This window comes from Paenibacillus farraposensis (assembly GCF_020736845.1).
Lineage (GTDB): Bacteria > Bacillota > Bacilli > Paenibacillales > Paenibacillaceae > Paenibacillus > Paenibacillus farraposensis.
Window position 1 is genome coordinate 1 of sequence record NZ_JAFFQR010000008.1, and the last position, 21,270, is coordinate 21,270.

Below are 21,270 nucleotides of genomic sequence, written 5' to 3' on the forward strand. Positions count from 1 at the left end.
CAGAACAATGTCTGTTTGCTGTACAAACACCTTCTCCTAAGTATTCAGTCTTAAACTTATTTCTCAAAGGCTGACGATACCCCAGCTCCAAAACCTTGTAGAATTATCAATTCCGGTCTAAGACTTTATTTTCTACATACACATATCTCAACTCATTAAGTCAATGGTAGAGCAGAAGATCATTAAAAACTAGCTTAAAATCAATCAAGATCTCGACAACATTGAATATCAAAGATTTATAAAGTCATTAGGGACATCACTTGATAACTTTTCAGCGTCTGACAGACAAGAGATTGTTAAGTTAGTTAAGTTTGTGGATTTATACGAAAACGCTGAGAAAAATAAGATTATTAATAACCTTAAATCAAAATTATATGCAAAATCCATTAATGAGGAAGGCTTATCAGAACTGTTGGAACTTGCACCAGTATCCTTATCTGATCCTTCAACAGTTGAGGCTCCTTCAGTTGTTGAAACCTCAGTTTACCAAGAAAAGGCGAACATAAAACCTTTAAGATATGCAAATGGATACGGTTCAATTAATGCAAGAGACTATGCTTACAAATGGTGGGATGACAGAAATCCAACTTACTCTAAGTACTACGCCGATTATTTTGGTTGTTCTGTAAGCAGAGCATGTTGGAATGACTTCACAAACTTTGTATCACAGGCATTATATGCTGGTGGTATGCTGGAATGGAGTGGTTTATATTTAACTGGTGATGATGCTTGGTACTAGAAATGGCTTACCCTTTAAACCAACTCACAGCTGGGGGGGAGTACATAACTTCTATAATCATTGGAAATACAGGGCTAAACTAGCATCTAATACAAACGATATTTCAATGGGAGACCCAGTAAATGCTGACTTCAATAATGATGGTGACATTGATCATACAGGTATTATAACTGAGTTTACGAATGGTCATTTCTTTTTGACCCAGCATACAACAGATAGAAAAGACGCCCCCCTATCTACTTGGTATTCGAATGGATACAAGGTTTATGCCTGGAAAATGAGTACTGCAAAAAGAACCCCAAATGACTGAGGTGTTTTATGCGCTTGATTTGTTTAGTATTATTAATGATCCTTGCATCATGCTCAAATGTAACAAACAGTTCGACTCATGAGGTGAATACTGAATATGAAAATGTCAGGAACTTAACAATTTACCTGTTCCCAGCACAGCCATCGAAGTCGATAAAAAATCTGCTAAAGATTTAAAAAATTACGAAGTTCCTCAACCTTTTGAAAATTTTAATGCTCCATATCAAGAAGAACTTAAAGGTGAGGGATGGGAAATAGCTGAAGTCGAAAGCAACAAAGTAATATCAGTAGAGAAAAACAATATTAAGTACTTACTGATTATCACTAAAAGTTCTGACACTCAAACAACTAAGGTAACAATTAGAAAAAATTCTTAAGACCCCACACGGGGTCTTTATTATGTTATAAATAGGAAAGTCTCAAAATCCCCAGCAACTCTAACATGATTTGGATTAACAGCTCTCCTTTGAGTTTATCTCATTGCTATTTTCTCCTGCTGATATTCATAATCTTTTAAGCTCATTTGATATTCCATAGTTTTGTTTTCTCTAGAATAAACTTTCCAAATCCATTGTTATCATTAGTGAATCCCACTGCAGGCAGCGATTGTAAGATGAAAATGAAACGCGGAGCGATACCCTCTACCTCGGCATTTTTAAATTCACACAACCGTAACCGGAATCGACAGCTCTGCGAGCTGACTGCGAAGCGGGTCCGATAATCTTGAATCCGTAATGATGTCGGACACTTGCGAAAGCTTCACGACATGCGTAAACGCCTGCTGTCCAAATTTGCTTGCATCTGCCAGTAAAATCACGCGACCCGCGATACTGACCATTTTCTGCTTCAAACGAGCTTGCAGTTCATTGGATTCACTAATACCACGCTCCAGGTGAACCCCCTGGCTGGAGAAAAACAATTTATCCACATAATAGGTTTCCAATGAACGCTCCGCGAGCGGACCCACGAATGACAGTGAGCGCTGAAGCAGCTGTCCCCCTGTCGAAATCACCTCGATTTTTTCCTTACCGGCCAGCTCTGTCGCTACCCGAATCGAATTCGTCAAGATCGTGAGCGGAATATCCGGCAGACTAGACGCCATGTACCAGGCGGTCGTGCTGGCATCCAGCAAAATACGATCATGCGGCTGAATCTGTTTGACCGCTTCTTCGGCAATCCGGCGCTTTTCCTCTGCATTCATAATTTCCCGTACCGCATAGGGCGTTTCAGGCTGCTCGTCTTTGACACTGACCGCTCCCCCATGCGAGCGGCGCAGCTGTCGCGCCTGCTCCAGACGATCCAGATCGCGGCGGATCGTTTCCTCCGTTACTTTGCACAGCTCGCTCAATTCCGACACCCGCATGCTTCCTTTTTCATTCACGAGCTGTATAATCATTTCATATCTTTCTGCGACCAGCATTGGCAATCTCACTCCACATCTTTAATGTACAAAAAGTCCCGCCACCCGCTGGAATCGCCCGTAGGCATCCTCCCACGCTTCTGACTCGGCCGGTTCATATACCTCCACCGCAATAGAATCGGCGATGATCCGGCGTGCTTCCCATATATCGGCGAACTTTCCCCGTGCCATCCATTGTACCGCAAGATTGCCGATTGCGCTCGCTTCTGCCGGTCCTGCCCATACGGGTTTTTGAATCGAATTGGCCGTCCACTGGCATAAGAGGCGATTTTGAATACCACCACCAACCATGTGCAGACCGTTAAACCGATGCACCGACACATGCTCCGTAAGCTCCAAAACATAACGGTACTTCAAGGCCAGACTTTCCAGAATACAGCGTGTGATCTGGCCCGGCGTCTCCGGTAAAGGCTGCCCGGTATTGCGGCAGTATTGGCGTATGCGCGTCTTCATATCTCCGGCATGCAAAAACAGTTCATCATCCGGATCAATCCAAGAGATGAACGCCGGAGCCTGCTCTGCTATATGAACTAGCTCGGGGAAAGAGTAGGAGGTTCCCTCCCGCTCCCACTCCCGGCGCGCCTCCTGTAAAATCCACAGGCCCATGATGTTTTTAAGCAGTCTATAGGTCCGGGCCACTCCGCCTTCGTTCGTAAAATTAAAGCGAAGCGTATCCGCGTTGATCACAGGCTGCGCGGTTTCCGTTCCCATCAGCGACCACGTGCCACAGCTTAAGTACGCAAACGAGCGCTCCAGCGCAGGTACGGCAGCCACAGCTGATCCTGTGTCATGCTCTGCAACTGCAATTACGGGAATGGCTCCAATGCCCAGATCGGTCATGACCGATGAACGGATCGTACCTGCAACACTCCCCGGCTCCAGCACCTTGCCAAACCAGGAGCGGGGAATGCCGATTCCGGACAAAAGCTCATCATCCCAGTCTTGCTGCAGCGGATGATATAATTGCGTGCTGGTCGCATTCGAAATCTCATGGTACATTTCACCTGTCAGAAAATAACGCAGCAGGTCAGGAATCATCAGAAAGTGCGCTGCCTGCTCCAATAGCGGTGATCGCTTATTTCGCATAGCAGCCAATTGATAAATCGTGTTAAAGGTCAAAAACTGAATGCCTGTGCGCTGAAAAATATACTCTTTTCCCAGCCGCTCCTGTATTTCCTCCATCACCCCGTGGGTATGCCAATCCCGATAATGATATGGGTTGCCCAGCAATTCTCCGGCTTTTCCTATCAGTCCAAAATCGACCGCCCAGGAGTCAATCCCCAGACTGGACGGATTCACCCCTAGGTGCTTGGCTTTGAGCAGCCCCTGCTGAACCTCGTGATACAGACGCAAAATATCCCAGTGCAGGCGTTCGCCAACCTTGACCGGATCATTCGAAAAACGATGTATTTCCTCCACCTCTATACGTGAATCCGTCAATCGTCCGAGCAGAACCCTGCCGCTGCTTGCCCCCAAGTCATAAGCGAGGATGCTCACCAGCTTGCACCGCCCTTGCCTCTTTGCAAAATCTGCTTGCCATAATCAGATGCCAGGTAGGCTTTCATCGGATCAGCAGGCAAACCTTGCTCTTCCCGTACCGCCTTGAGGAGCGGTGCCACATCAAACTCAAACGCCTGGCGCACGGCATTCTCTGCACCTAGCACATCCTGACGGCTGGCCGCCTCTTCCACCTCTGCATGATTAATCAGCAAGGCTTTCGCATATTGATTCTGCACATTCAGCACCGAGCGAATCATGGCCGGAATTTTGGCCTCGATGTTGTGCGACTGGTCGATCATATAAGCAATTTTATCCACGGTATGACGGATATCTGCATCCGCATCCTGAGCTGCGTTCAAAATTTGATAAAAGATCAAAAACAGCTCATATGGGTTGGCCGAGCCTACGATCAAATCATCATCCGCATATTTATAGCTGTTAAAATGAAAGCCGCCCAGCCGCTTTTCATCAATGAGAAATGCGACAATATGCTCCACATTGGCTCCCGGCAAGTGATGCCCTGTATCCACAAGCACCTGTGCCTGCGGGCCCAGCTTGGTGGCGTAGTTGTACGCCATGCCCCAATCCGCAATGTCCGTATGGTAAAAGGCCGGCTCGAACGCCTTGTATTCAATTAACATGCGCATTTCAGCCGTGAGCGCCTTATACATTTCACGGAGTGCCTCCAGCATCCAGTTTTTCCGCTTGCGGATGTCCCCCTGACCCGGATAGTTGGTTCCATCTGCGAACCATAGGCTTAAATCGCTAGAGCCCGTCTCCTTCGCAATATCTACGCATTCCAGCAAATGGTTGATTGCCTTGCGGCGAATGGCCGGGTCGATATTGGTGACGCTGCCCAGCATATAATCCTCGTCTTGAAACAGATTGGGATTCACGGCCCCAATCCGCAGACCAAGACTTTCCGCATGACTGCGGAACTTGCCGTAATGGTCCACCTTGTCCCACGGAACATGGATGGCGACCGATGGGCATAAGCCCGTTACTGCGTGGACCTGCGCGGCATCCTCCAGCTTTTCGAACGGATCACGGGGCACGCCCGTTTTCTGAAAGACCTTAAATCGTGTGCCTGAGTCACCATAGCCCCAGGATGGCGTTTCTATGCTAAGCGCTTTCAGCTTTCTTTTTACCTGCTCCAGGTCAATACCTCGTTGCTGCTGCTGTTCCTCAAATAAGGCATAGGCTTTGTCACTCATCGTGGTTCCTCCTTGGAAAATAAAGTGAGTTTCGGGGGAGACCGCTTCGCGTGCGGATTGTTCTTCCGATCGCTGTTATCCCCGGATTTTTTTATAGAACATATGAAGGTAAAAATCCGGGGATAAAGGCGAACGCTATCGCTTTTTCGAACAATTCCGCCCGCTCCGCTGCTGACCACCCCTAAAGTCACTTCTATTTTTAAGTGTTAGTGTGTATATAAAGGATGCAAACACGTAAATAAGTATTATTACTTATTTACGTGTTTGCAACTAATTACGAACCCTACGGTACTATGGTCCTGTGGCTTGAATTAGTGAAATGGATCTATCGTTTACTGAGGTTTTTTTAATAAAGCCAGTTCTTGTTTTCATCACGTGTAGCTTTATTTAATGCCTCTCCTGTCTTACCTTGTAAAGGCTGCGGGGACGCCGCCATCGATGGTCAGCATGCAGCCTGTCGTTTTTTCTGCCTTGGATGAGGCAAAAAAGGCTATACCCTCCGCGATATCATGCGGATAGATGTTGACCAGCAATGTCGTCCGCTTGCGGTAATGCTCCTCCAGTTGATATGGTTCAATGCCGTAGGCCGCGGCGCGCTCGTTGCGCCAGTTGGAGTTCCAGATCGCCGAGCCTTGCAAAATAGCGTCCGGCAAAATCGTGTTCACACGGATGCCATATTCACCGCCCTCTGCGGCAATACAGCGGGCCAGATGGGCTTCCAGCGCTTTGACCGAGCTGTAGGCCGTAACATTTTTACCTGCGTAGACCGAGTTTTTAGAGCCAACGAACACCATGCTTCCGCCAAGCGTCTGTTCCTTCATCAGCTTGAACGCTTCCCGCGCAACCAGAAAATAACCTGTGCCCAGCACGTTCACATTCAAATTCCATTCTTTTAACGACGTCGCGTCGAACGGGCTGGAGGTGGCAAGCCCTGCATTGTTGACGATGATATCAACACCGCCATAGGTCAGCGCAGTTTCTGCATAGGCAGCCTGTATCTGATCTTCCTGCGTCACATCCATTTTTACGGCGATGGCACGGTTTTCACCATAGCTGTCGTTTATCTCCGCTGCTACCTTGTGCGCACCTTCCCAATTCAGGTCTCCCAGCACGACATGCGCACCTTCATCTACCAAACGGCGTGCGGTTGCACTGCCGATTCCGCCTGCTCCGCCTGTAATAAACGCGATTTTGCGTGAAAACTCTGCTTCTGCCGGGGCAAGCGACAGCTTGTAAAGCTCCAGCGGCCAATATTCTATGTTATACGATTCGTTTTCACTGAGCGAAACGAATTGTCCTAGCGCAGTGGCCCCCCGCATGACAGCGATCGCACGATGATACAAAGCACCACTCACCTGCGCGTTGCTCCAGCTTTTGCCTGTATTGATCATACCGACACCCGGGATCAAAATCACACGCGGCGCAGCCTCAAACCTCACGTCTCCCTCATGGCGATTGCGTTCAAAATAAGCTTGATATTGCTCCTTATAGGCTGCAATACTCTCTGCAAGCTTGGCCTTCAAGCCCTCTGTATCCTTTACGCCCGGCGTCCAATCTACAAAGAGCGGCTTCATCTTGGTATGAACCAGATGATCCGGGCATGCTGCTCCGACCTGGGATAAAGCGGCAGCATCCTGGCCGTTCACAAACTCCAGCACGTCCTCTGCATCATCAAAGGTGAGGATCATCTTTTTCTCATCACTGACCGCTCCCCGGATTGATGGCATGACATGGGCCGCAATCATGCGGCGCTCATCGGGAGTAAACGCTTTATATTTTGTGCCGCCAAATGGCTGTTTTTCCTTCTGGCGTCCTTTAATATAGCTTTCTGCTTCCTGAATGATTTCGATCGTCTTCGCATACGCCGCTTCGGACGTGTCTCCCCATGTCACCAGACCGTGCTTTTCCATCAATACCAATTCTGCCTGAGGATGATCCAGCACACCCTGGGCAATCATTTTCGACAGTTTAAAGCCAGGGCGGATATAAGGCACCCACACAAAACGGTCGCCGAAAATTTCCTGCGCGATTTCCTTGCCGTTGTGCGCACAGCACAAGCTGATAATCGCATCCGGATGCGTATGATCCACATGCTTAAAAGGCAAAAATGCGTGTAACAGTGTCTCAATCGAAGCACGCGGATGCCTGGCATCTATCATACAATTTGCCAAATAAGCAACCATATCCTCGTCAGGCATCTCTGCTCGTTCAAACAAAGGACGGATATCCTCCATACGAAGCGCGGTGAAGTTATGCGCTTTCATTGTTGCCAAATCGGAACCGCTGCCCTTGACGTACATCACTTCTACTTCCCGCCCGCGGAAATCCTGAATCGTCGTTTTGGCCGAAGTATTGCCGCCTCCCCAGTTGCACACACTTCTGTCCGTGCCGATGAGATTGGAACGGTATATGAGCTGTTCAAGCGTCGTTTTTTGCTCAGATGCTTGTGAAGAATTCCACAGACTTTGTACCATCGGAAAAAGACCTCCAAGTTCTGTTTTAGTTTTGAAACACTTTATTACAGTGGGTATTTATGGTTTGTGGAGACTATAACACTTTTGTTTAGGTTTGAAAATATGCAATACAAAAATAATCAAAAATAATTTTTGATTTTTACCAACCTGAAAAACGAGTATATTCATCTAGCTTAAAATATAATAAGGCCGTGCCGGGGGCAGTCCATAAGAACCTTTTCCGGTACAGCCTTTTGACAGTTAAATCACTTCATTGCCAAGCAGATTACTACGAATTTGATTACGCTCTGTTTCAAAGGAAAGAGGCTCAGGGAATATCAAGCCGTTTTTTTACGACTGCTGGTACACCTGCGGCCATAGCAAATTCGGGTACATCGTCTCTAACAAAGGCCCCGCCACCAATGATAGACCAACAACCAATATGGCATTTCTCCCGTACCGAGGCTCCAATGCCGATATAGGCTCCCTCATCTATAGTTACATTGCCTGCCAGATTCACACCGGGAGCTATGGTTACATAATCGCCAATAACCGCATCATGACTCACGTTAACACTCCGATTGATAATGACATGCTGTCCGATCTTGATATTGTCTGTCAGGATCGCCCCCTCACAGACCATGCTTCCTTCTCCAATGGTGTTTCTTGGAGACAAACGAATACGGGGATGTATTAGCGGAGCTGCGATACGAAATCCCGATTGCATTGTATGATAAGCGAAGCGCTTCTTTAATGCCGGGTCACCCACCCCCGCACATATCAGTTCTACCTCATCTTTTAATGCTTCAATGTCAGGCAGCGTCCCCAGGACAGGAACGCCATTTACGATCTGCCCTTTCATCTCAGGCCGTTCGTCCAAAAAACCTGCCACTTGAACTCCCATCTCTTCACATAACCAGTTGATTTCCCTTGCATGTCCGCCTGCTCCCCAAATGACGATTTTCCTCATCTGGTTGTCTCTTTTCCCAAGCTTCCCAGAACGTTCACAATTCTTCGCACAGTAATCTCGTCCAGCTCCTCCCACAAGGGCAGGCTGACAATATGTTTGGCAATATGCTCGGTAACATGAAGAGTAAAATGGGAATAACTTTGGAACTGCTTTTGCTGATGGCACGCCGGAGAAAAGTAGGTTCTGGCTTCAATGGAATTAGAGGCTAATAATGCAACAACTTCTTGATTGCTGTAAGGATCTGGGCTAAGAATAGGTATAAATTGATGAACAACTGATCCTTGTACTTTTTGCAAGGACCATCCTCGGTCTAATAAGTCTGCCTGGATCAGTTCTTGAAGATAATATTCGTAGATCGTCCTTCTATTCTCCCGTACAGCCTTGAAATGATCGAGAGCAGCTAAAGCGATAGCAGCCGTATACTCGGATAACTTACTGTTAAGACCTTGGGTGACAGACTCCCTGCTGCTGGAGAAACCGAAATTCCCCGCCTGACGAATTCGCTTGATGAGATCCTGGTCCAAACTGTAGACCAATCCACCCTCTCCAATACCAAAAGATTTGGTGGCATGAAAGCTGAATACAACGGCCCCTCCGAAGCCTTTGCCAAAATGTGCGGCTTCCTCGGGAGTTATAGTTCCAAAACTGGCAGCCGCATCAATGACTACCGGAATTCCTTGCTCTTGCAGCTTATTGTATACGGATAAATCAATGGCAGTACCGAAAGTGGCATAGGGAACGATTACCGCAATCTCATCTCCCAGCAGCTTGACTGCCCGCTCTAACTGCTCCCTATTCATTTGCCAATTCTCCGGCTCAATGTCAAGGAAGTAGGGTTCAAGCCCGCACTACTCAGCAGCAAGTGGGGTGGCAGCAAAAGTAAAACTTGGTATAACTGCATATTTCCCCTGTGGTCGCTTGCTTTGAGAAATCGCCAAAATCAAGCCAATGGTAGCGTTATGAACGGTCACAGCCGAACCGATTCCATCGAACATTTGTGCAATGGCCCGCTCCTCAAACAGGTTTATTTAAGGGGCCATAATTGGAGTAAATCCGCGTCTCTTCTATTTTCTCAAAATTGGCCATAAATCGTTCCTTTTTTACTAAATTAGGACGTAAAAAGGGAATATCGAACATGAGCCAGCCTCCTTCGCATATCGGATGAACAAGCTATGATTCCAATGTTTTTAAAATCATTTCAATTCGCTTGCTATCTGCATCAAATTGTGGACGACCCTCTATACGTTCATGATAAGAATGAAGTGCAGTTTGAAACAAATCGTTCGTATCAAGAAATCCGTCATCCCTTGAGACAATCATAATATCTAATCATTCCGTGAACGCATTTTGACCAAGCGTCCGATTATTTTGATTGGGATGTATTCGGAAATAGCTAAGTGTTTCAGGAATATAAACGGCTTTTCCTTTGGATAGCAAGTTCAACCAAGAAGCTAAATCATTAAGAAGAGAATACTGTTTTCCTTTATATACTCCAAACCGTTCGGTAAGATCTGTTTTTTTAAATAGCACTGTCGTAGGTTCACCAATCACATTTAAACAACGAGTTAATGCAATGTTTGCCAACATTCTTCCGTCCATGATCCTTGTTTCTTCGTATAGTTTTTTCGTTGCATAGATCGGCGGGAGAATAGCCCCGGATTCATTAATGGTTTGCCGATACGAGGTAACCAGTGTGATGTTTTCGAATTTTTCAAAAAAATAGATCATCCTTGCTATTTTTTCTTTATGAAATATGTCGTCATCCATCAAGTAATTGATATATTCACCTGACGCTAAATCAAAACACTTATGCCAATTTCCGAGAAAAAGATTTTTCTCATTTTTATAATATTTAATTTGGGAAAAAGAATCTAAATAAGAATCTTTAAGCATTTCTTGTACTTCATTCGTTGTACTGTCATCACAGATAATGATTTCGATGTTCGGATAAGTTTGTTCCAACACGCTGTCAATGGCGATTTTTAGTGTATGCGGCCGGTTATATGCAGGTATAACTACACTTACTAATGGGCATTCCACGCTTACTCCACCTTTCTTTTTGCTAAGTGCCTAAGCCGGAGGTTTCAGACGATTTATTCGCTATGTTCATATGGGCTGACCTTTTCCTCACATCCCCGAACACATACACATACATATATATTACTGGGAAATAAAATGATGCCAGGAAAATGGATGCTTCAATAAAAACAATAACTCACGTCTGAATCGGTACCTCCCTCTCGATGGTGTTCGAAACTGGTAAAGGGGAATGATCATGTCATTGAATTTCACTCCGCTACTGATAACTCATTTGTATGTGTCGAAGAAGGTTTTAAAGGATGATGTAAAAGCATTGATAGATAGATTGGAAGAAAATCACATTACAATAACCTTGTATGAAGCTGATCAACCACTTATAGACAATAGCTTCCAAAAACCTCGGGTCTACGTCTCGCTCGGAGAAGAGTGGGGAGAATTTTCAGCACTAAAAGCGTTGCCTGGTCACGAAAAAAAACGCTGGCTACACTTCCAATCACCAGACGAAATTCAACCCATAAATTTATTTTTCTGCTGGCTCAAGGCAACAGATCCTCTCCCGGAGAATAGAACGATTCCTCCAGCACATTTTTCTTCAGATACTCCCTTAGTATCCGTGTTTACTGCCAGTTACAGGTCAAAAGAAAAAATTCAGCGACCTTATCAATCTTTATTGAAGCAGACGTACAAGAACTGGGAATGGGTAATTGTGGATGATTCCGGTGATGAAGATGAGACCTACAAGGAGTATTTACTGCCTTTAGATGACCACCGTGTGCGGAGATATCGGCAGGATTCCCGTAATGGCTATATAGGGGCCATCAAAAGGTTTGCGGCAGGGCTATGTACAGGGGAAATTTTAGTAGAAGTCGATCATGATGATGAGCTAACTCCTGACTGTCTGGAGAAAATCGTCAAGGCGTTTCAACAAAACCCTGACTGCGGCTTTGTTTATGGGGATTGTGCTGAGGTGTATGTACGGAGCAATCATGCGCATTGGTATGGCTGGGATTGTGGTTTTGGTTACAGTATTCATTATCGAGTCTGGCTGCATGAAATGAACAGATGGCAAAATGCACAAAAACATACGACCATTAATGGCAAAACCATTCGCCATTTGGTCGGTTTACCCAATCATCCCCGTGCGTGGACGAGGGATTGTTATCATCTGATCGGAGGCCATCGCAATGAACTACTGGTAGCAGATGATTACGATATGCTGGTCCGAACGTTTCTTTGTACTAAATTTGTAAACATCCCTGATTTGATATATATCCAATATCGCAACGAAAATGGAAATAACACTACATTCCTTAGAAATAAGCAGATTCAGATTCTTGTAGAGGAACTGAATAGATGCTATTTTCAAAGGATTCAAATGAGATTGAAAGAGCTCGATTTACCAGAGCAATTGCCTTATCGTCGCATATGGGAAACTTCTACGGATGATCCTGCCCGGAAATCTGCTCATGTGATTCAAGAAGACACTTCAAGATTCTCGATATTGTTCCCTATCCCTCATTCCTGCCCTGAAATAGAGCATACCCAGTTAATTAAAACGCTCCAAAAGGGCATTGAAAACAACTTTAGGGAGATTGAAATTGTGGTTGTAGGCCGTATTCCATCAGAAGTCGAAACCTATGCCTCCAAAGCTCCCAGGGGAGCTATACGATGGTGGCCAATGGAGCCAAATGATTCATTGGAAACTTGTATTCAATATGCAAATTGACCAAAATATCATTTTCGCCAAGCGCATAAATACTATGCGGCACATGGGTATCTATAATACATATCTGTCCCTGCTCCAGACCGATCTCTTTTCCATCAATCATCTGTCTGCATTTCCCGGAATACATATAATTCATCTCAATAAAATCATGATTGTGTAAAGGCATGTCGGCAAACCGATGGTGCTTGCTCAGCACCTCATGCCCTCCTCTCTCCCAGATGTCATAAAGTAAACTACCCGTATTGCCACAATCTGAAGCTGAAGCTGATAGGCATGTGTCCAGTGTAACGGATGAATGTTTACCTTTCCAGCCCGGCGTTCAGAAGCTGATCATATCCGTACTGCTTGCGGGCAAGCTCTTCCCTGCGCTGTTTTTCCACAGCTTTTTCCCCCAGTTCCCAAGCTTCCTCGGGCTTTAGCACAAATACGCCATCGTCATCGGCCAATATGAGATCGCCCGGATGGACACCGACTCCAAACAGGCTAATCGGCGTATTCACCTCCCCCTCCAGTTCGAGTGTGCGTGTAGTCAACGCGCTGATTCCTTTTGAATAAACGGGAAATCGCAATTGGTTCAACACGCTGACATCCGTTACACAGCCGGAAACAATCACCCCGGCCAGTTCTTTTTTCATCGCTACATAGGCTCTGAATTCTCCCCAGCAGGCTCTGGCATCGTCTCCAGACATATCGACAACAAGCACATCACCCGCTTGTGCCAGCTCCAATGCATGCCTTATGGCAGTGGAATCCAGATGGGGTAGCCTTACCGTAACCGCATTTCCCAGCATACGGATAGGACGAAACAAGGGCTGCGCTCCCTGCATACAGCCAAAATCCGTAAAATGCCCTATCGTGGAAGCACTAATACGCCGGTAAAGCTCCAGCAGCTCCTTCGTCACCCCTTGAATCCGAGGTTGAATTCGAAACATGTAAGCCAGCTCCTTTCGACATCATAGCTCCAGTCTAGCTCTTGCCATGTATTTTGGGGCAGGTAGAACAATAACCGCCCTTTTCCTTCATCTGATAAAAATAGCAGCAGGTTTTGCGAACACGTACTGGTTTCACAGCAGCGTTAGATACGGTGGACACGGATGTTATTGGGGCATGCTGTGCATGCACAGAACCAGCATACCGCGCCAGCGGATTGTGCCGTTCACCAAACAGGTGAGCCGGTGCTTCACAAATCAAGTATTTAAAATCCTCTTCTGCCCGCAACCGATTCTCTCCATTCATCTCCTGCCGGATGCGGTTTTCATACAGCGCATAGACGTAGATGGCGGTGTTTTCCCATAATATGGCCCTCGGAATGGAAGCAGCAGCCGCAACCGAACGCCACACCGGAGCCAAATGCTCTGCAAATACCCGCCGGATCACATCATCACGCCAAGCATGACGCTGGTTTATATCACTGTTGCCCTTATGCTCATGTTCCTTTTCGCCACCATATTCCGTAACCTGCAGCCGATGCAAATACAGCCTTGGCAGCCACGTATCCTTGGCAAAATCAGAGCGAATCGTACAATCGGCAATCTCGACGTCCAGCATCTTGTTATACATTGACATCGCATACAGAGCTGGGGATACAATCAAAAAACCGTACCGTTTCGCCAAGGCAGAGGCTGCTACCTGACGGGAGGAAAAATCATGCAGCTCTGACAGGCGATCCAGATACATCGTGCATATTGAAGCATCAAGCAAACCGGCAGCGGATAGATCGTACCGGCCAATGGGTGCCTGTATCTCGCGGCTAATTCGCAGTTTTTCCGTGAGATACAACCACTCCGCAGGCTCAAACAAAGACCTTTTGCCGTACAGCATCCGCCTTCCTCCCCTTTCCGTGAGGGATGAACATCGGTGTCCCGTATAACGGATCGGGAATGACTTGACAGCGCAGCTGGAACACCTTTTCCACCGTCTCTGAGGTCATGATTTGTTCCGGCTTGCCCTGCGCATAAATACGCTTGTCGTGCACCGCGACGATATGGTTCGCATAGCGGCAGGCCAGATTCAGATCATGCAGCACCATGACAATGGTACGTCCTTCGCGTTCATTCAGGTCAAACAGCAGGTCCAGAATTTCAATTTGATGTGTCATATCCAAAAAAGTTGTCGGCTCATCCAGCAAAATCATATCCGTTCCCTGCGCCAAAGTCATGGAAATCCACGCACGCTGACGTTGTCCGCCGGATAAAGAATCTACCGGACGGTCGGCAAAGGCCTCCAATTGTGTTGCCCGCAGTGCGTTGTGCACCTGGGCCTCATCCTCTGCCGACCACTGCTTGAGCCAGCTCTGATGCGGATATCTGCCCTGCTTGACCAGCTGATATACCGTTAGCCCTTCCGGGGCCGAGGGTCCCTGCGGCAAAATGGACAGCCTTTTGGCAAGCTGCTTGGAGGGGAGCCGGGCAATCGCCTGCCCATCCAGCAGCACCGCTCCCGCCGCAGGCTTCAGCAGCCGTGCCATGGCACGTAAAATCGTCGATTTTCCACAGCCATTGCTGCCGACCAGCACCGTAATTTTTCCCTCTGGTATTTGCAGGTCCAACTCTTGAATAACCGGATCTGCTCCATAGCTGATCTTCAGGTCCTTCATCTCCAAACCCATCTGCTTCCCTCCTGTTATCGTAAAGTCATTTATTTGAGTCGTATTAACGTTGATTCAACCTTCTCAAATGGTTCAATCATCTAGATTCAACCATTGTCTCACCCCAGCCCTTAGTGCCGATCCCGCCGCTGAAGCAGCAAATACAGGAAAAACGGTGCCCCTACCCCTGCTGTAAAAACGCCTGCGGGAATATCGATAGGGTAAAAGACCGTTCGGGCCAGCAAATCCGCGAGATACACCAGCATGCCCCCCACCAGTGCTGACACCAGCGTCAGGCTGCCCATGGAGCAGCCTGCTAATCGCCGAGCAATATGCGGTGCAATTAATCCGACAAAACCGATCGCTCCCGCAACGGCCACCGCTGTTCCGGCGAGAATCACACTGAGCAGCAGCAATATCACACGATGCCGCTGCACCTCCACACCCAGGCCGGTCGCCACATCATCCCCCAGCGCCTGTGTGTTGAGGCTGCGCGCAAAATAGAGAACAAGCGGTGAACAAACTCCGATAGAGATCAGCATCGTATATACGTTGTTCCACGATGCGCCATATACGCTGCCTGTCAGCCAAATATATGCCTTGCCGGCGGTGAAGGATGAGCTCATCACCAGCATCAGTGTTGTAACCGAACTCATGGCAGAAGCTAGACCAATCCCGACCAGCAGCAATCGGATTGGCGTTACGCCGTCCTTCCAGGCCAATAGATACACAAGCAGCGATACGACCAGAGCACCGATGACTGCCGCCACAGGCAGCCATTGAATACTCAAAAGCGTTCCTCCGTAAGCAATGAACGTCACCGCTGCTACCGAGGCCCCGCCTGTAATGCCGAGAATATCCGGGGATGCCAGCGGATTGCGAATAATGCCCTGAAGCACCGCTCCCGCGATGCCTAAAGCTGCCCCAACGAGCACACCTGTAAGCGCCCGCGGAAACCTCAGTCTATACAAAATAAAATCATGTTCGCCTGAGCTGTGTCCCCATATCGCCTGAAGAACTTCCGCAGGGTGTACATAGGTATCCCCCCAGCCGACACTAACCACACCCATGATCAGAAGCGCCAGAGCTAATCCGCCCATCATCCATAATGCTTTCTTTTCCAACTGGATATGAAATCTGCCGTGCCTGCTTCGCAGCGTCACATAACGCTTCATGCCCATCAACCTGTCTGCGCTGGCACTATGTCTCACCTGCCTGCGTTTCATTTCCACGCCCCTCCTTTACGGGCAATGTAGATGAAAAAGGGTACCCCGATCAAAGCGGTAATCACGCCAATCGGAATTTCCAGCGGTGAAATCAGCACCCTGGCGGCCGTATCGGCTGATACCAGTAACAGACTTCCCAGTACCGCCGAAAAAGGGATAATCCAGCGGTAGTCCGCGCCTGCCAAAGCACGTGCCACATGCGGAATGATCAGACCGACAAAGCCAATCGCACCGGCAATCGCAACAGAGCAACCGGCCAGGACCACGATAATTAGGCCCATCGCGCTTTTTACCCATAGCGTATTCTGGCCCATGCCCTTCGCCACATCTTCCCCGGTCACTAGCAGATTCACCGCTCTGCCCATAAGCATAGCCGCGATCCCGGCCGACAGCATAAAAGGGAATACCGGCTGCAGCATCTCCAGCGAACGGCCGCTGACAGAGCCGGCCATCCAGAACAATACATTTTGCATCCCCGTTTCATTCATCACCAAAATAATCTGGATCATCGACATAAACAAGGCGTGGATGGCAGAGCCGGATAATACCATTTTGATGGGTGTCAAGCCGTCCCGGCCTAATGAACCGATGACGTACACCAGTACAGCCGCCAACCCCGCGCCGATCAAGGCGAACCCCATCAGGGACATCATGGAGGCAACCGAAAACACCACCGCGGCGACAGAAACGAGGAACAAAGCACCCGCATTGATGCCAAACGTACTGGGCGAAGCCAGCGGATTGCGGGTCAGCGCCTGCATAAAGGCCCCCGCCGTCGCCAGGCTCGCACCCACAACGGCGGCAATGACCACACGCGGCAGACGTTCGGTATGTATCAGCACATGCTCTACATTTTGAGCATCATAATGCAGCAGGGAGGATATCACAAATTGCGGTGAAATCAGCGTTCTGCCCAGCAGCAGGCCAAGGAACAAGGCGCCCGCGAGCAGGATCAGGCATACACCAAGTCCAGTCCATTTTCTTACATTCGTCGTTAGCATCGCATGTATAGCCTCACTCTTTCAGCAGTAATGTACAACACAAAAGAAGGCTGAGGGATATAACCCCCTCACCCCTCTGCTGTATGTCCGTCTTGCTGTGCAATATTTATTTATGGCTTCAGATGATACAATTGATAAAGATCGTCCAGCATCCGGTTTGCGCTCAAATAGCCTCCGGCCAGATTCCAGTTCACTTCATTGACCTTGAAAATGCTTTTTTTCTTGTATGCATCAAGGTTTTTCCACAAAGGATGACTTGTCCAGGCCTCATAATTTTTTTCAATTGCAGCCTGATCCTTACCCGAGTTAAACACGAACAACGTATCTGCGTTCATGTCCGGAATGCTTTCCTTGCTGTTGACTTTGATTCCCCATTTGTCCCCTTCCTGCTCAGGAGGACGGTTAAAGCCCAGTTCCTTCAAAATCTGACCGGCAAATCCCATATAATAAATGCGCGCATGGTCTGCCCGGAAATTAACGATCGAAGCCTTGATCGGCAGGCGATGGCCCATTTTCGTTTTAAAATCCGCTACACGCCGATCCCAATCTGCCAGCAATTGTGCGCCCTTGTCCTCCTGATTCAGCACTTGTCCGATCAGCTTCACTGTATCTTTCCACTCATACAGCTGATCGACGGCGACCGTAGGTGCGATTTCCGACATTTGCTGGTACGTCGCTTCGTTACGAAATTTGGTTGCAATGATGACATCCGGCTTCAGCTTATAGATTTCCTCCATATTCGGCTGCGTCTCCAGCCCAACGGTCGAAACCCCTTCGAGATCTTTTTTCAAATAGTCATACACCGGCTCGGTTCCATTCGCCTCCACCATCCCCACCGGTTTGACACCGTAGGCGATCATTACATCTGTGGCTCCGTTATACAGCGTTACGATCCGTTTGGGCGTACCTTTAATTTCGGTCTTCCCCAGCACATGCTCAATGGTACGCACCGATTCGGTTGAAGATGCTCCCTGTGCATCCGCCGTTCCCTGATCCGTTGCCGCTGCTCCATCGGAATTCGCATTCGTACCTGCTCCCCCGGCACCACAGCCTGATAACAGCAGCAATACAACGATGAGCGCAGCCCATATACCCCCCTTGCGTGATGCTCGAAACATTCTTTATTCCCCCTGTTTGGACGACCAATAATGATATTGATTCTCATTATTAATTATAGAGAGGAGGGCGATGATGAACATGGATATTAGCGTCCTTTATTTAGACGAATCAGACAACAGCAGTTCGAACGATTTGTCTAACAACAAATCATGAGACAACGAAGTATAGCATGTGTACAGGTGCCGGCTATCACACATATCGTGTACGGCCCCGCTGCGCACCGCCTTCAGTTGCTGCCATTCGGGAGAGCGCCACAGAGCCAGACACTCCTGCTGAATTGCTTGTTCCTCACAGGCGTTTCCATAATGGCGATAACACGTCAGCAGGATACGGTCTGCATCAAATTCATGCAGCTCATTCACCGTTATCTCACGGTAATGGGCAATCTCTTCTACTCCCGCGGGCATCGTCAGCTTCAAGTCTCCATACAGCACCGTGCCTACATTGCGCTGTCCATACACACACATCTTCTGGTGTCCCACCCCAACGATCAGCACACTCTCCCCACCGAGCTTTTGTCTGACCTTTCGGGCAATCCTGTCTGCTTTCATTTCATAGCGCTCCAACCATTCCGCCGCTTCCGCATCCTTGCCAACAATACGGGCAATCGACTGAAAATGGGTACGCCAGTTTTGGAAAAAGGGCACGGTGACGGTGGGCGCAATCTGCTCGTAGAGTTTCTCCTTTTTCGACTTCTCAAAATCCCTGAACTCACACGTTAGAATCAGGTCAGGCCGGGCCGACATCAGCTTTTCCAGATCGGGCTGAACGGCACCTACTGATATGGTATTGCGAAAGCCCTCGGTGACAGGGTATGCCTTGTTAATCACCGCCGCATACGGCTCAATGCCGAGTGCAACCAAATGGCCTGTTAGCAGATGCTTGAGTGAAGCGATTTTATCCGTATAGCGAATTGTATTGACAAAGGCTGAGGGGGAGCGCCCCGTGGCGGCTTTAAATTTGCGGCTAAAATAGAACTCATCGCTAAAACCGACACTGTGTGCAATGGAACGAAAGGAATCACGGGTAAGCACCAGCGCTTGCTTGGCATGATTTATACGAATGTCTGTCAAATATTCTATCGGGCTTTTGCCGATCCATTTTTTGAACATACGCGAATAATAGTCAGCGCTCATCCCTGCCATCTCCGCCAGCTTGTCCCGCGAAATATCGGACGCATAATGCTGCTCCATATGATGGAGAGTTAGCGTCACCGCCTGCTCCACATCGGGCTTCGGACCACGGCTCTTATGCTGAAACAAGGACATCAGCATTTCCTGAAATACGATGTTGGCTCTCATTTGATCCCACACGCTGTTGCCATGGTGCTTCCTCTCGATCTCCTCAACCATATCCATCACAAAACGAAAGTGGGGGATGATCCATTCTTGCGGCCCGATGGCCTGCGCGGATATGTAACAGTCCGGCGTCCCGGACGGCTGCAATGCCAAAAAACGGATGACGTAATAATCCGCCGGAGCGCCTGACATCATATGAAGCTTCATGACTGCGCCAGGGGCGAACATAAAGCCCTTTTGACAGTAGAGGGGATATGTCATTCCATCAATGGCTATATCCCCTTCTCCTTTATTGAACAATAACAATGTATGATAAGACATTTCTTGCCGGGAGGAAGAGCGACCAGCGCGCACATGCTGAATATCCTGCAGTTTATAAAGAAATGAAGGAAAGGTTTGATCCCGCGTATTCATGACTCTCAGCCTTTCTATATATATTGATAATTATTCTCATTTCCATGAGAACTATTTTCATTATATATAGACTGGGTCTGATTTTGCAAAATGGAATTGCGCTCAAGCCTATAAAGGCTGAAACAACTCCACGTTGCATAAAGTCGTCGGTCCTTCCCTGGGTGGTCAACATTGAACATCAAAAGTAATTAACGACGAAACTATTGTTTCTACCTTTTCACTGGTACTGTCCCAGCAAATCGGAACCTAATGAGGTATTGGCTGGTGAACCATCCCACGTCCAGGAAATGTCCATCTTCTGCCCATTTCGGCACACACTGTTTTCCAGCGGCGTGTTAGCCTCTGCTGTATTTCCTTGCAATTCCTACTCCTTTACAGCCCCAATCACTAATCCCTTAACGAAAAAGCGCTGCAAGAACGGATAAACGAGCAAAATTGGAAGGGCACCGATAAAGATCTGTGCTGCTCGTACTGTTCGCTGGGAGACGTTCTCCAGCATCGCAGGATCGACATTGATCTTGCTGAGATCCTGCTGAACAATAATCGTCTGCAGCAACGAGGCGAGCGGATAATTTTTAATATCCGACATATAAATCATGCCGTCGAACCAAGAGTTCCATTGAAACACCATTGTAAATAAGGATAACGTTGCAATTGCCGGCAGCGACAATGGAACGTAGACCAAAATTAATGTTTTGAAATGGCCTGCGCCGTCCAAGTAAGCAGCTTCTTCCAACTCTTTCGGCAATCCGCGAAAAAAGTTTATCATAAGAATGACATTCCACACCGATAAGGCTCCTGGTAGAATAAGTGCCCAGATCGTATCCATTAAACCGAGCTTCTGAATGAGAATATAACTTGGAATAAGTCCGCCGCTGAACAAAATGGTAAATACCAGAAACCAGATGTACATTGAACGTCCCTTGAAGTTGATATCTTCCTTAGATAGTGGAAAGGCTGTTATAAGCACGATGACCATGCCGATAATGGTCGCGAGTACGGTCCGCTTGACAGATATGAGCAGAGAGTTAATAAAATTGGAATTGCCAAACGTTTTTTCATAGGCGTCCGTCGTAAACCCAACAGGCCAGAAACTGACTAGATTCGAGGAAGCCGGCGCCGTACTGCTGAATGAAACGGCTAGGATATGGATGATAGGCAAGACACAGAGCAACGATAGAATTCCAAGAAAAACATAGTTTGCTAGGCTGAATATTCGGTATCCGCTTGTTTTATAATACAATCTTGGACTCT

At 47.7% G+C, this 21,270-nt stretch carries 19 protein-coding genes and 1 pseudogene; 3 read left to right on the forward strand and 17 right to left on the reverse strand.

The window, feature by feature from the left end:
• Positions 1-313: 313 nt before the first annotated feature.
• On the forward strand, positions 314-739 hold the full coding sequence (locus tag JO375_RS24450; RefSeq protein ID WP_267497641.1) for an amidase domain-containing protein: 426 nt from the start codon (positions 314-316) through the stop codon (positions 737-739).
• A complete protein-coding gene (locus JO375_RS24455) occupies positions 723-1,049 on the forward strand; it encodes an amidase domain-containing protein (RefSeq protein WP_267497642.1) in 327 nt (108 codons plus the stop codon). The genes JO375_RS24450 and JO375_RS24455 overlap by 17 nt, the downstream gene beginning before the upstream one ends.
• A gap of 660 nt (positions 1,050-1,709) precedes the next feature.
• Here the strand turns inward: JO375_RS24455 and JO375_RS01085 are convergent.
• From JO375_RS01085 to JO375_RS01115, 7 genes and pseudogenes are all read right to left on the reverse strand, one after another.
• The gene (locus tag JO375_RS01085; protein ID WP_229522876.1) at positions 1,710-2,468 is read right to left on the reverse strand and encodes a DeoR/GlpR family DNA-binding transcription regulator; all 759 of its coding nucleotides are present in this window, start codon (positions 2,466-2,468) and stop codon (positions 1,710-1,712) included.
• Positions 2,469-2,489: 21 nt separating this feature from the next.
• Positions 2,490-3,965, reverse strand: coding sequence for a rhamnulokinase (gene rhaB / locus JO375_RS01090; protein ID WP_229522734.1), 1,476 nt, complete (start codon positions 3,963-3,965; stop codon positions 2,490-2,492).
• Positions 3,962-5,182, reverse strand: a complete 1,221-nt coding sequence (rhaI, locus tag JO375_RS01095; RefSeq protein WP_229522735.1) for an L-rhamnose isomerase — start codon at positions 5,180-5,182, stop codon at positions 3,962-3,964. The genes rhaB and rhaI overlap by 4 nt, the downstream gene beginning before the upstream one ends.
• Positions 5,183-5,586: 404 nt before the next feature.
• Entirely contained in the window at positions 5,587-7,656 is a 2,070-nt protein-coding gene (locus tag JO375_RS01100; RefSeq protein WP_229522736.1) for a bifunctional aldolase/short-chain dehydrogenase, read from the reverse strand.
• A 307-nt stretch (positions 7,657-7,963) separates the two neighbouring features.
• Positions 7,964-8,605 carry an acetyltransferase gene (locus JO375_RS01105; RefSeq protein ID WP_229522737.1) on the reverse strand — a complete coding sequence of 214 codons (642 nt, stop codon included), beginning with the start codon at positions 8,603-8,605 and terminating at the stop codon, positions 7,964-7,966.
• Positions 8,602-9,600, reverse strand: a pseudogene (locus tag JO375_RS01110) (DegT/DnrJ/EryC1/StrS family aminotransferase). Before JO375_RS01110 ends, JO375_RS01105 begins: the two are co-directional and overlap by 4 nt.
• Before the next feature lie 334 nt (positions 9,601-9,934).
• Positions 9,935-10,645: a glycosyltransferase family 2 protein gene (locus JO375_RS01115; protein ID WP_229522738.1), complete on the reverse strand. Its 711-nt coding sequence runs from the start codon at positions 10,643-10,645 to the stop codon at positions 9,935-9,937.
• 235 nt (positions 10,646-10,880) lie between these two features.
• Here JO375_RS01115 and JO375_RS01120 point away from each other — a divergent pair, with 235 nt between their 5' ends.
• Positions 10,881-12,371: a glycosyltransferase gene (locus JO375_RS01120; RefSeq protein ID WP_229522739.1), complete on the forward strand. Its 1,491-nt coding sequence runs from the start codon at positions 10,881-10,883 to the stop codon at positions 12,369-12,371.
• Here the strand turns inward: JO375_RS01120 and JO375_RS01125 are convergent.
• The 10 genes from JO375_RS01125 to JO375_RS01170 all read right to left on the reverse strand — a co-directional run bounded on the left by JO375_RS01125 (position 12,307) and on the right by JO375_RS01170 (position 21,259).
• Entirely contained in the window at positions 12,307-12,567 is a 261-nt protein-coding gene (locus JO375_RS01125) for an AraC family ligand binding domain-containing protein (RefSeq protein ID WP_229522740.1), read from the reverse strand. The two genes, JO375_RS01120 and JO375_RS01125, sit on opposite strands and share 65 nt — an antisense overlap.
• Positions 12,568-12,670: 103 nt before the next feature.
• Positions 12,671-13,303, reverse strand: a complete 633-nt coding sequence (locus tag JO375_RS01130; protein WP_229522741.1) for an RraA family protein — start codon at positions 13,301-13,303, stop codon at positions 12,671-12,673.
• A 34-nt stretch (positions 13,304-13,337) separates the two neighbouring features.
• Entirely contained in the window at positions 13,338-14,192 is an 855-nt protein-coding gene (locus tag JO375_RS01135; RefSeq protein ID WP_229522742.1) for an IucA/IucC family C-terminal-domain containing protein, read from the reverse strand.
• Positions 14,164-14,979: an ABC transporter ATP-binding protein gene (locus tag JO375_RS01140; protein ID WP_229522743.1), complete on the reverse strand. Its 816-nt coding sequence runs from the start codon at positions 14,977-14,979 to the stop codon at positions 14,164-14,166. Before JO375_RS01140 ends, JO375_RS01135 begins: the two co-directional genes overlap by 29 nt.
• 110 nt (positions 14,980-15,089) lie before the next feature.
• Positions 15,090-16,184 (reverse strand): FecCD family ABC transporter permease, encoded by a 1,095-nt coding sequence (locus JO375_RS01145; RefSeq protein WP_229522744.1) that lies wholly within the window; start codon positions 16,182-16,184, stop codon positions 15,090-15,092.
• The gene (locus tag JO375_RS01150) at positions 16,181-17,185 is read right to left on the reverse strand and encodes a FecCD family ABC transporter permease (RefSeq protein WP_229522745.1); all 1,005 of its coding nucleotides are present in this window, start codon (positions 17,183-17,185) and stop codon (positions 16,181-16,183) included. Before JO375_RS01150 ends, JO375_RS01145 begins: the two co-directional genes overlap by 4 nt.
• Before the next feature lie 110 nt (positions 17,186-17,295).
• Positions 17,296-18,303 (reverse strand): ABC transporter substrate-binding protein, encoded by a 1,008-nt coding sequence (locus JO375_RS01155; RefSeq protein WP_229522746.1) that lies wholly within the window; start codon positions 18,301-18,303, stop codon positions 17,296-17,298.
• A 96-nt stretch (positions 18,304-18,399) separates the two neighbouring features.
• Positions 18,400-19,923 carry a helix-turn-helix domain-containing protein gene (locus tag JO375_RS01160; RefSeq protein ID WP_229522747.1) on the reverse strand — a complete coding sequence of 508 codons (1,524 nt, stop codon included), beginning with the start codon at positions 19,921-19,923 and terminating at the stop codon, positions 18,400-18,402.
• 310 nt (positions 19,924-20,233) lie between these two features.
• Positions 20,234-20,377, reverse strand: coding sequence for a hypothetical protein (locus tag JO375_RS01165; RefSeq protein ID WP_229522748.1), 144 nt, complete (start codon positions 20,375-20,377; stop codon positions 20,234-20,236).
• Positions 20,378-20,380: 3 nt separating this feature from the next.
• On the reverse strand, positions 20,381-21,259 hold the full coding sequence (locus tag JO375_RS01170) for a carbohydrate ABC transporter permease (protein ID WP_229522749.1): 879 nt from the start codon (positions 21,257-21,259) through the stop codon (positions 20,381-20,383).
• Positions 21,260-21,270: the final 11 nt, after the last annotated feature.

Bases quoted from the DNA above. Each gene is read 5' to 3' on its own strand.
- JO375_RS24455 (WP_267497642.1), top strand. From the start codon at position 723: ATGATGCTTGGTACTAGAAATGGCTTACCCTTTAAACCAACTCACAGC.
- JO375_RS01085 (WP_229522876.1), bottom strand. From the start codon at position 2,468: ATGCTGGTCGCAGAAAGATATGAAATGATTATACAGCTCGTGAATGAA.
- rhaI (WP_229522735.1), bottom strand. From the start codon at position 5,182: ATGAGTGACAAAGCCTATGCCTTATTTGAGGAACAGCAGCAGCAACGA.
- JO375_RS01100 (WP_229522736.1), bottom strand. From the start codon at position 7,656: ATGGTACAAAGTCTGTGGAATTCTTCACAAGCATCTGAGCAAAAAACG.
- JO375_RS01105 (WP_229522737.1), bottom strand. From the start codon at position 8,605: ATGAGGAAAATCGTCATTTGGGGAGCAGGCGGACATGCAAGGGAAATC.
- JO375_RS01120 (WP_229522739.1), top strand. From the start codon at position 10,881: ATGTCATTGAATTTCACTCCGCTACTGATAACTCATTTGTATGTGTCG.
- JO375_RS01130 (WP_229522741.1), bottom strand. From the start codon at position 13,303: ATGTTTCGAATTCAACCTCGGATTCAAGGGGTGACGAAGGAGCTGCTG.
- JO375_RS01135 (WP_229522742.1), bottom strand. From the start codon at position 14,192: ATGCTGTACGGCAAAAGGTCTTTGTTTGAGCCTGCGGAGTGGTTGTAT.
- JO375_RS01140 (WP_229522743.1), bottom strand. From the start codon at position 14,979: ATGGGTTTGGAGATGAAGGACCTGAAGATCAGCTATGGAGCAGATCCG.
- JO375_RS01145 (WP_229522744.1), bottom strand. From the start codon at position 16,184: ATGAAACGCAGGCAGGTGAGACATAGTGCCAGCGCAGACAGGTTGATG.
- JO375_RS01150 (WP_229522745.1), bottom strand. From the start codon at position 17,185: ATGCTAACGACGAATGTAAGAAAATGGACTGGACTTGGTGTATGCCTG.
- JO375_RS01155 (WP_229522746.1), bottom strand. From the start codon at position 18,303: ATGTTTCGAGCATCACGCAAGGGGGGTATATGGGCTGCGCTCATCGTT.
- JO375_RS01160 (WP_229522747.1), bottom strand. From the start codon at position 19,923: ATGTCTTATCATACATTGTTATTGTTCAATAAAGGAGAAGGGGATATA.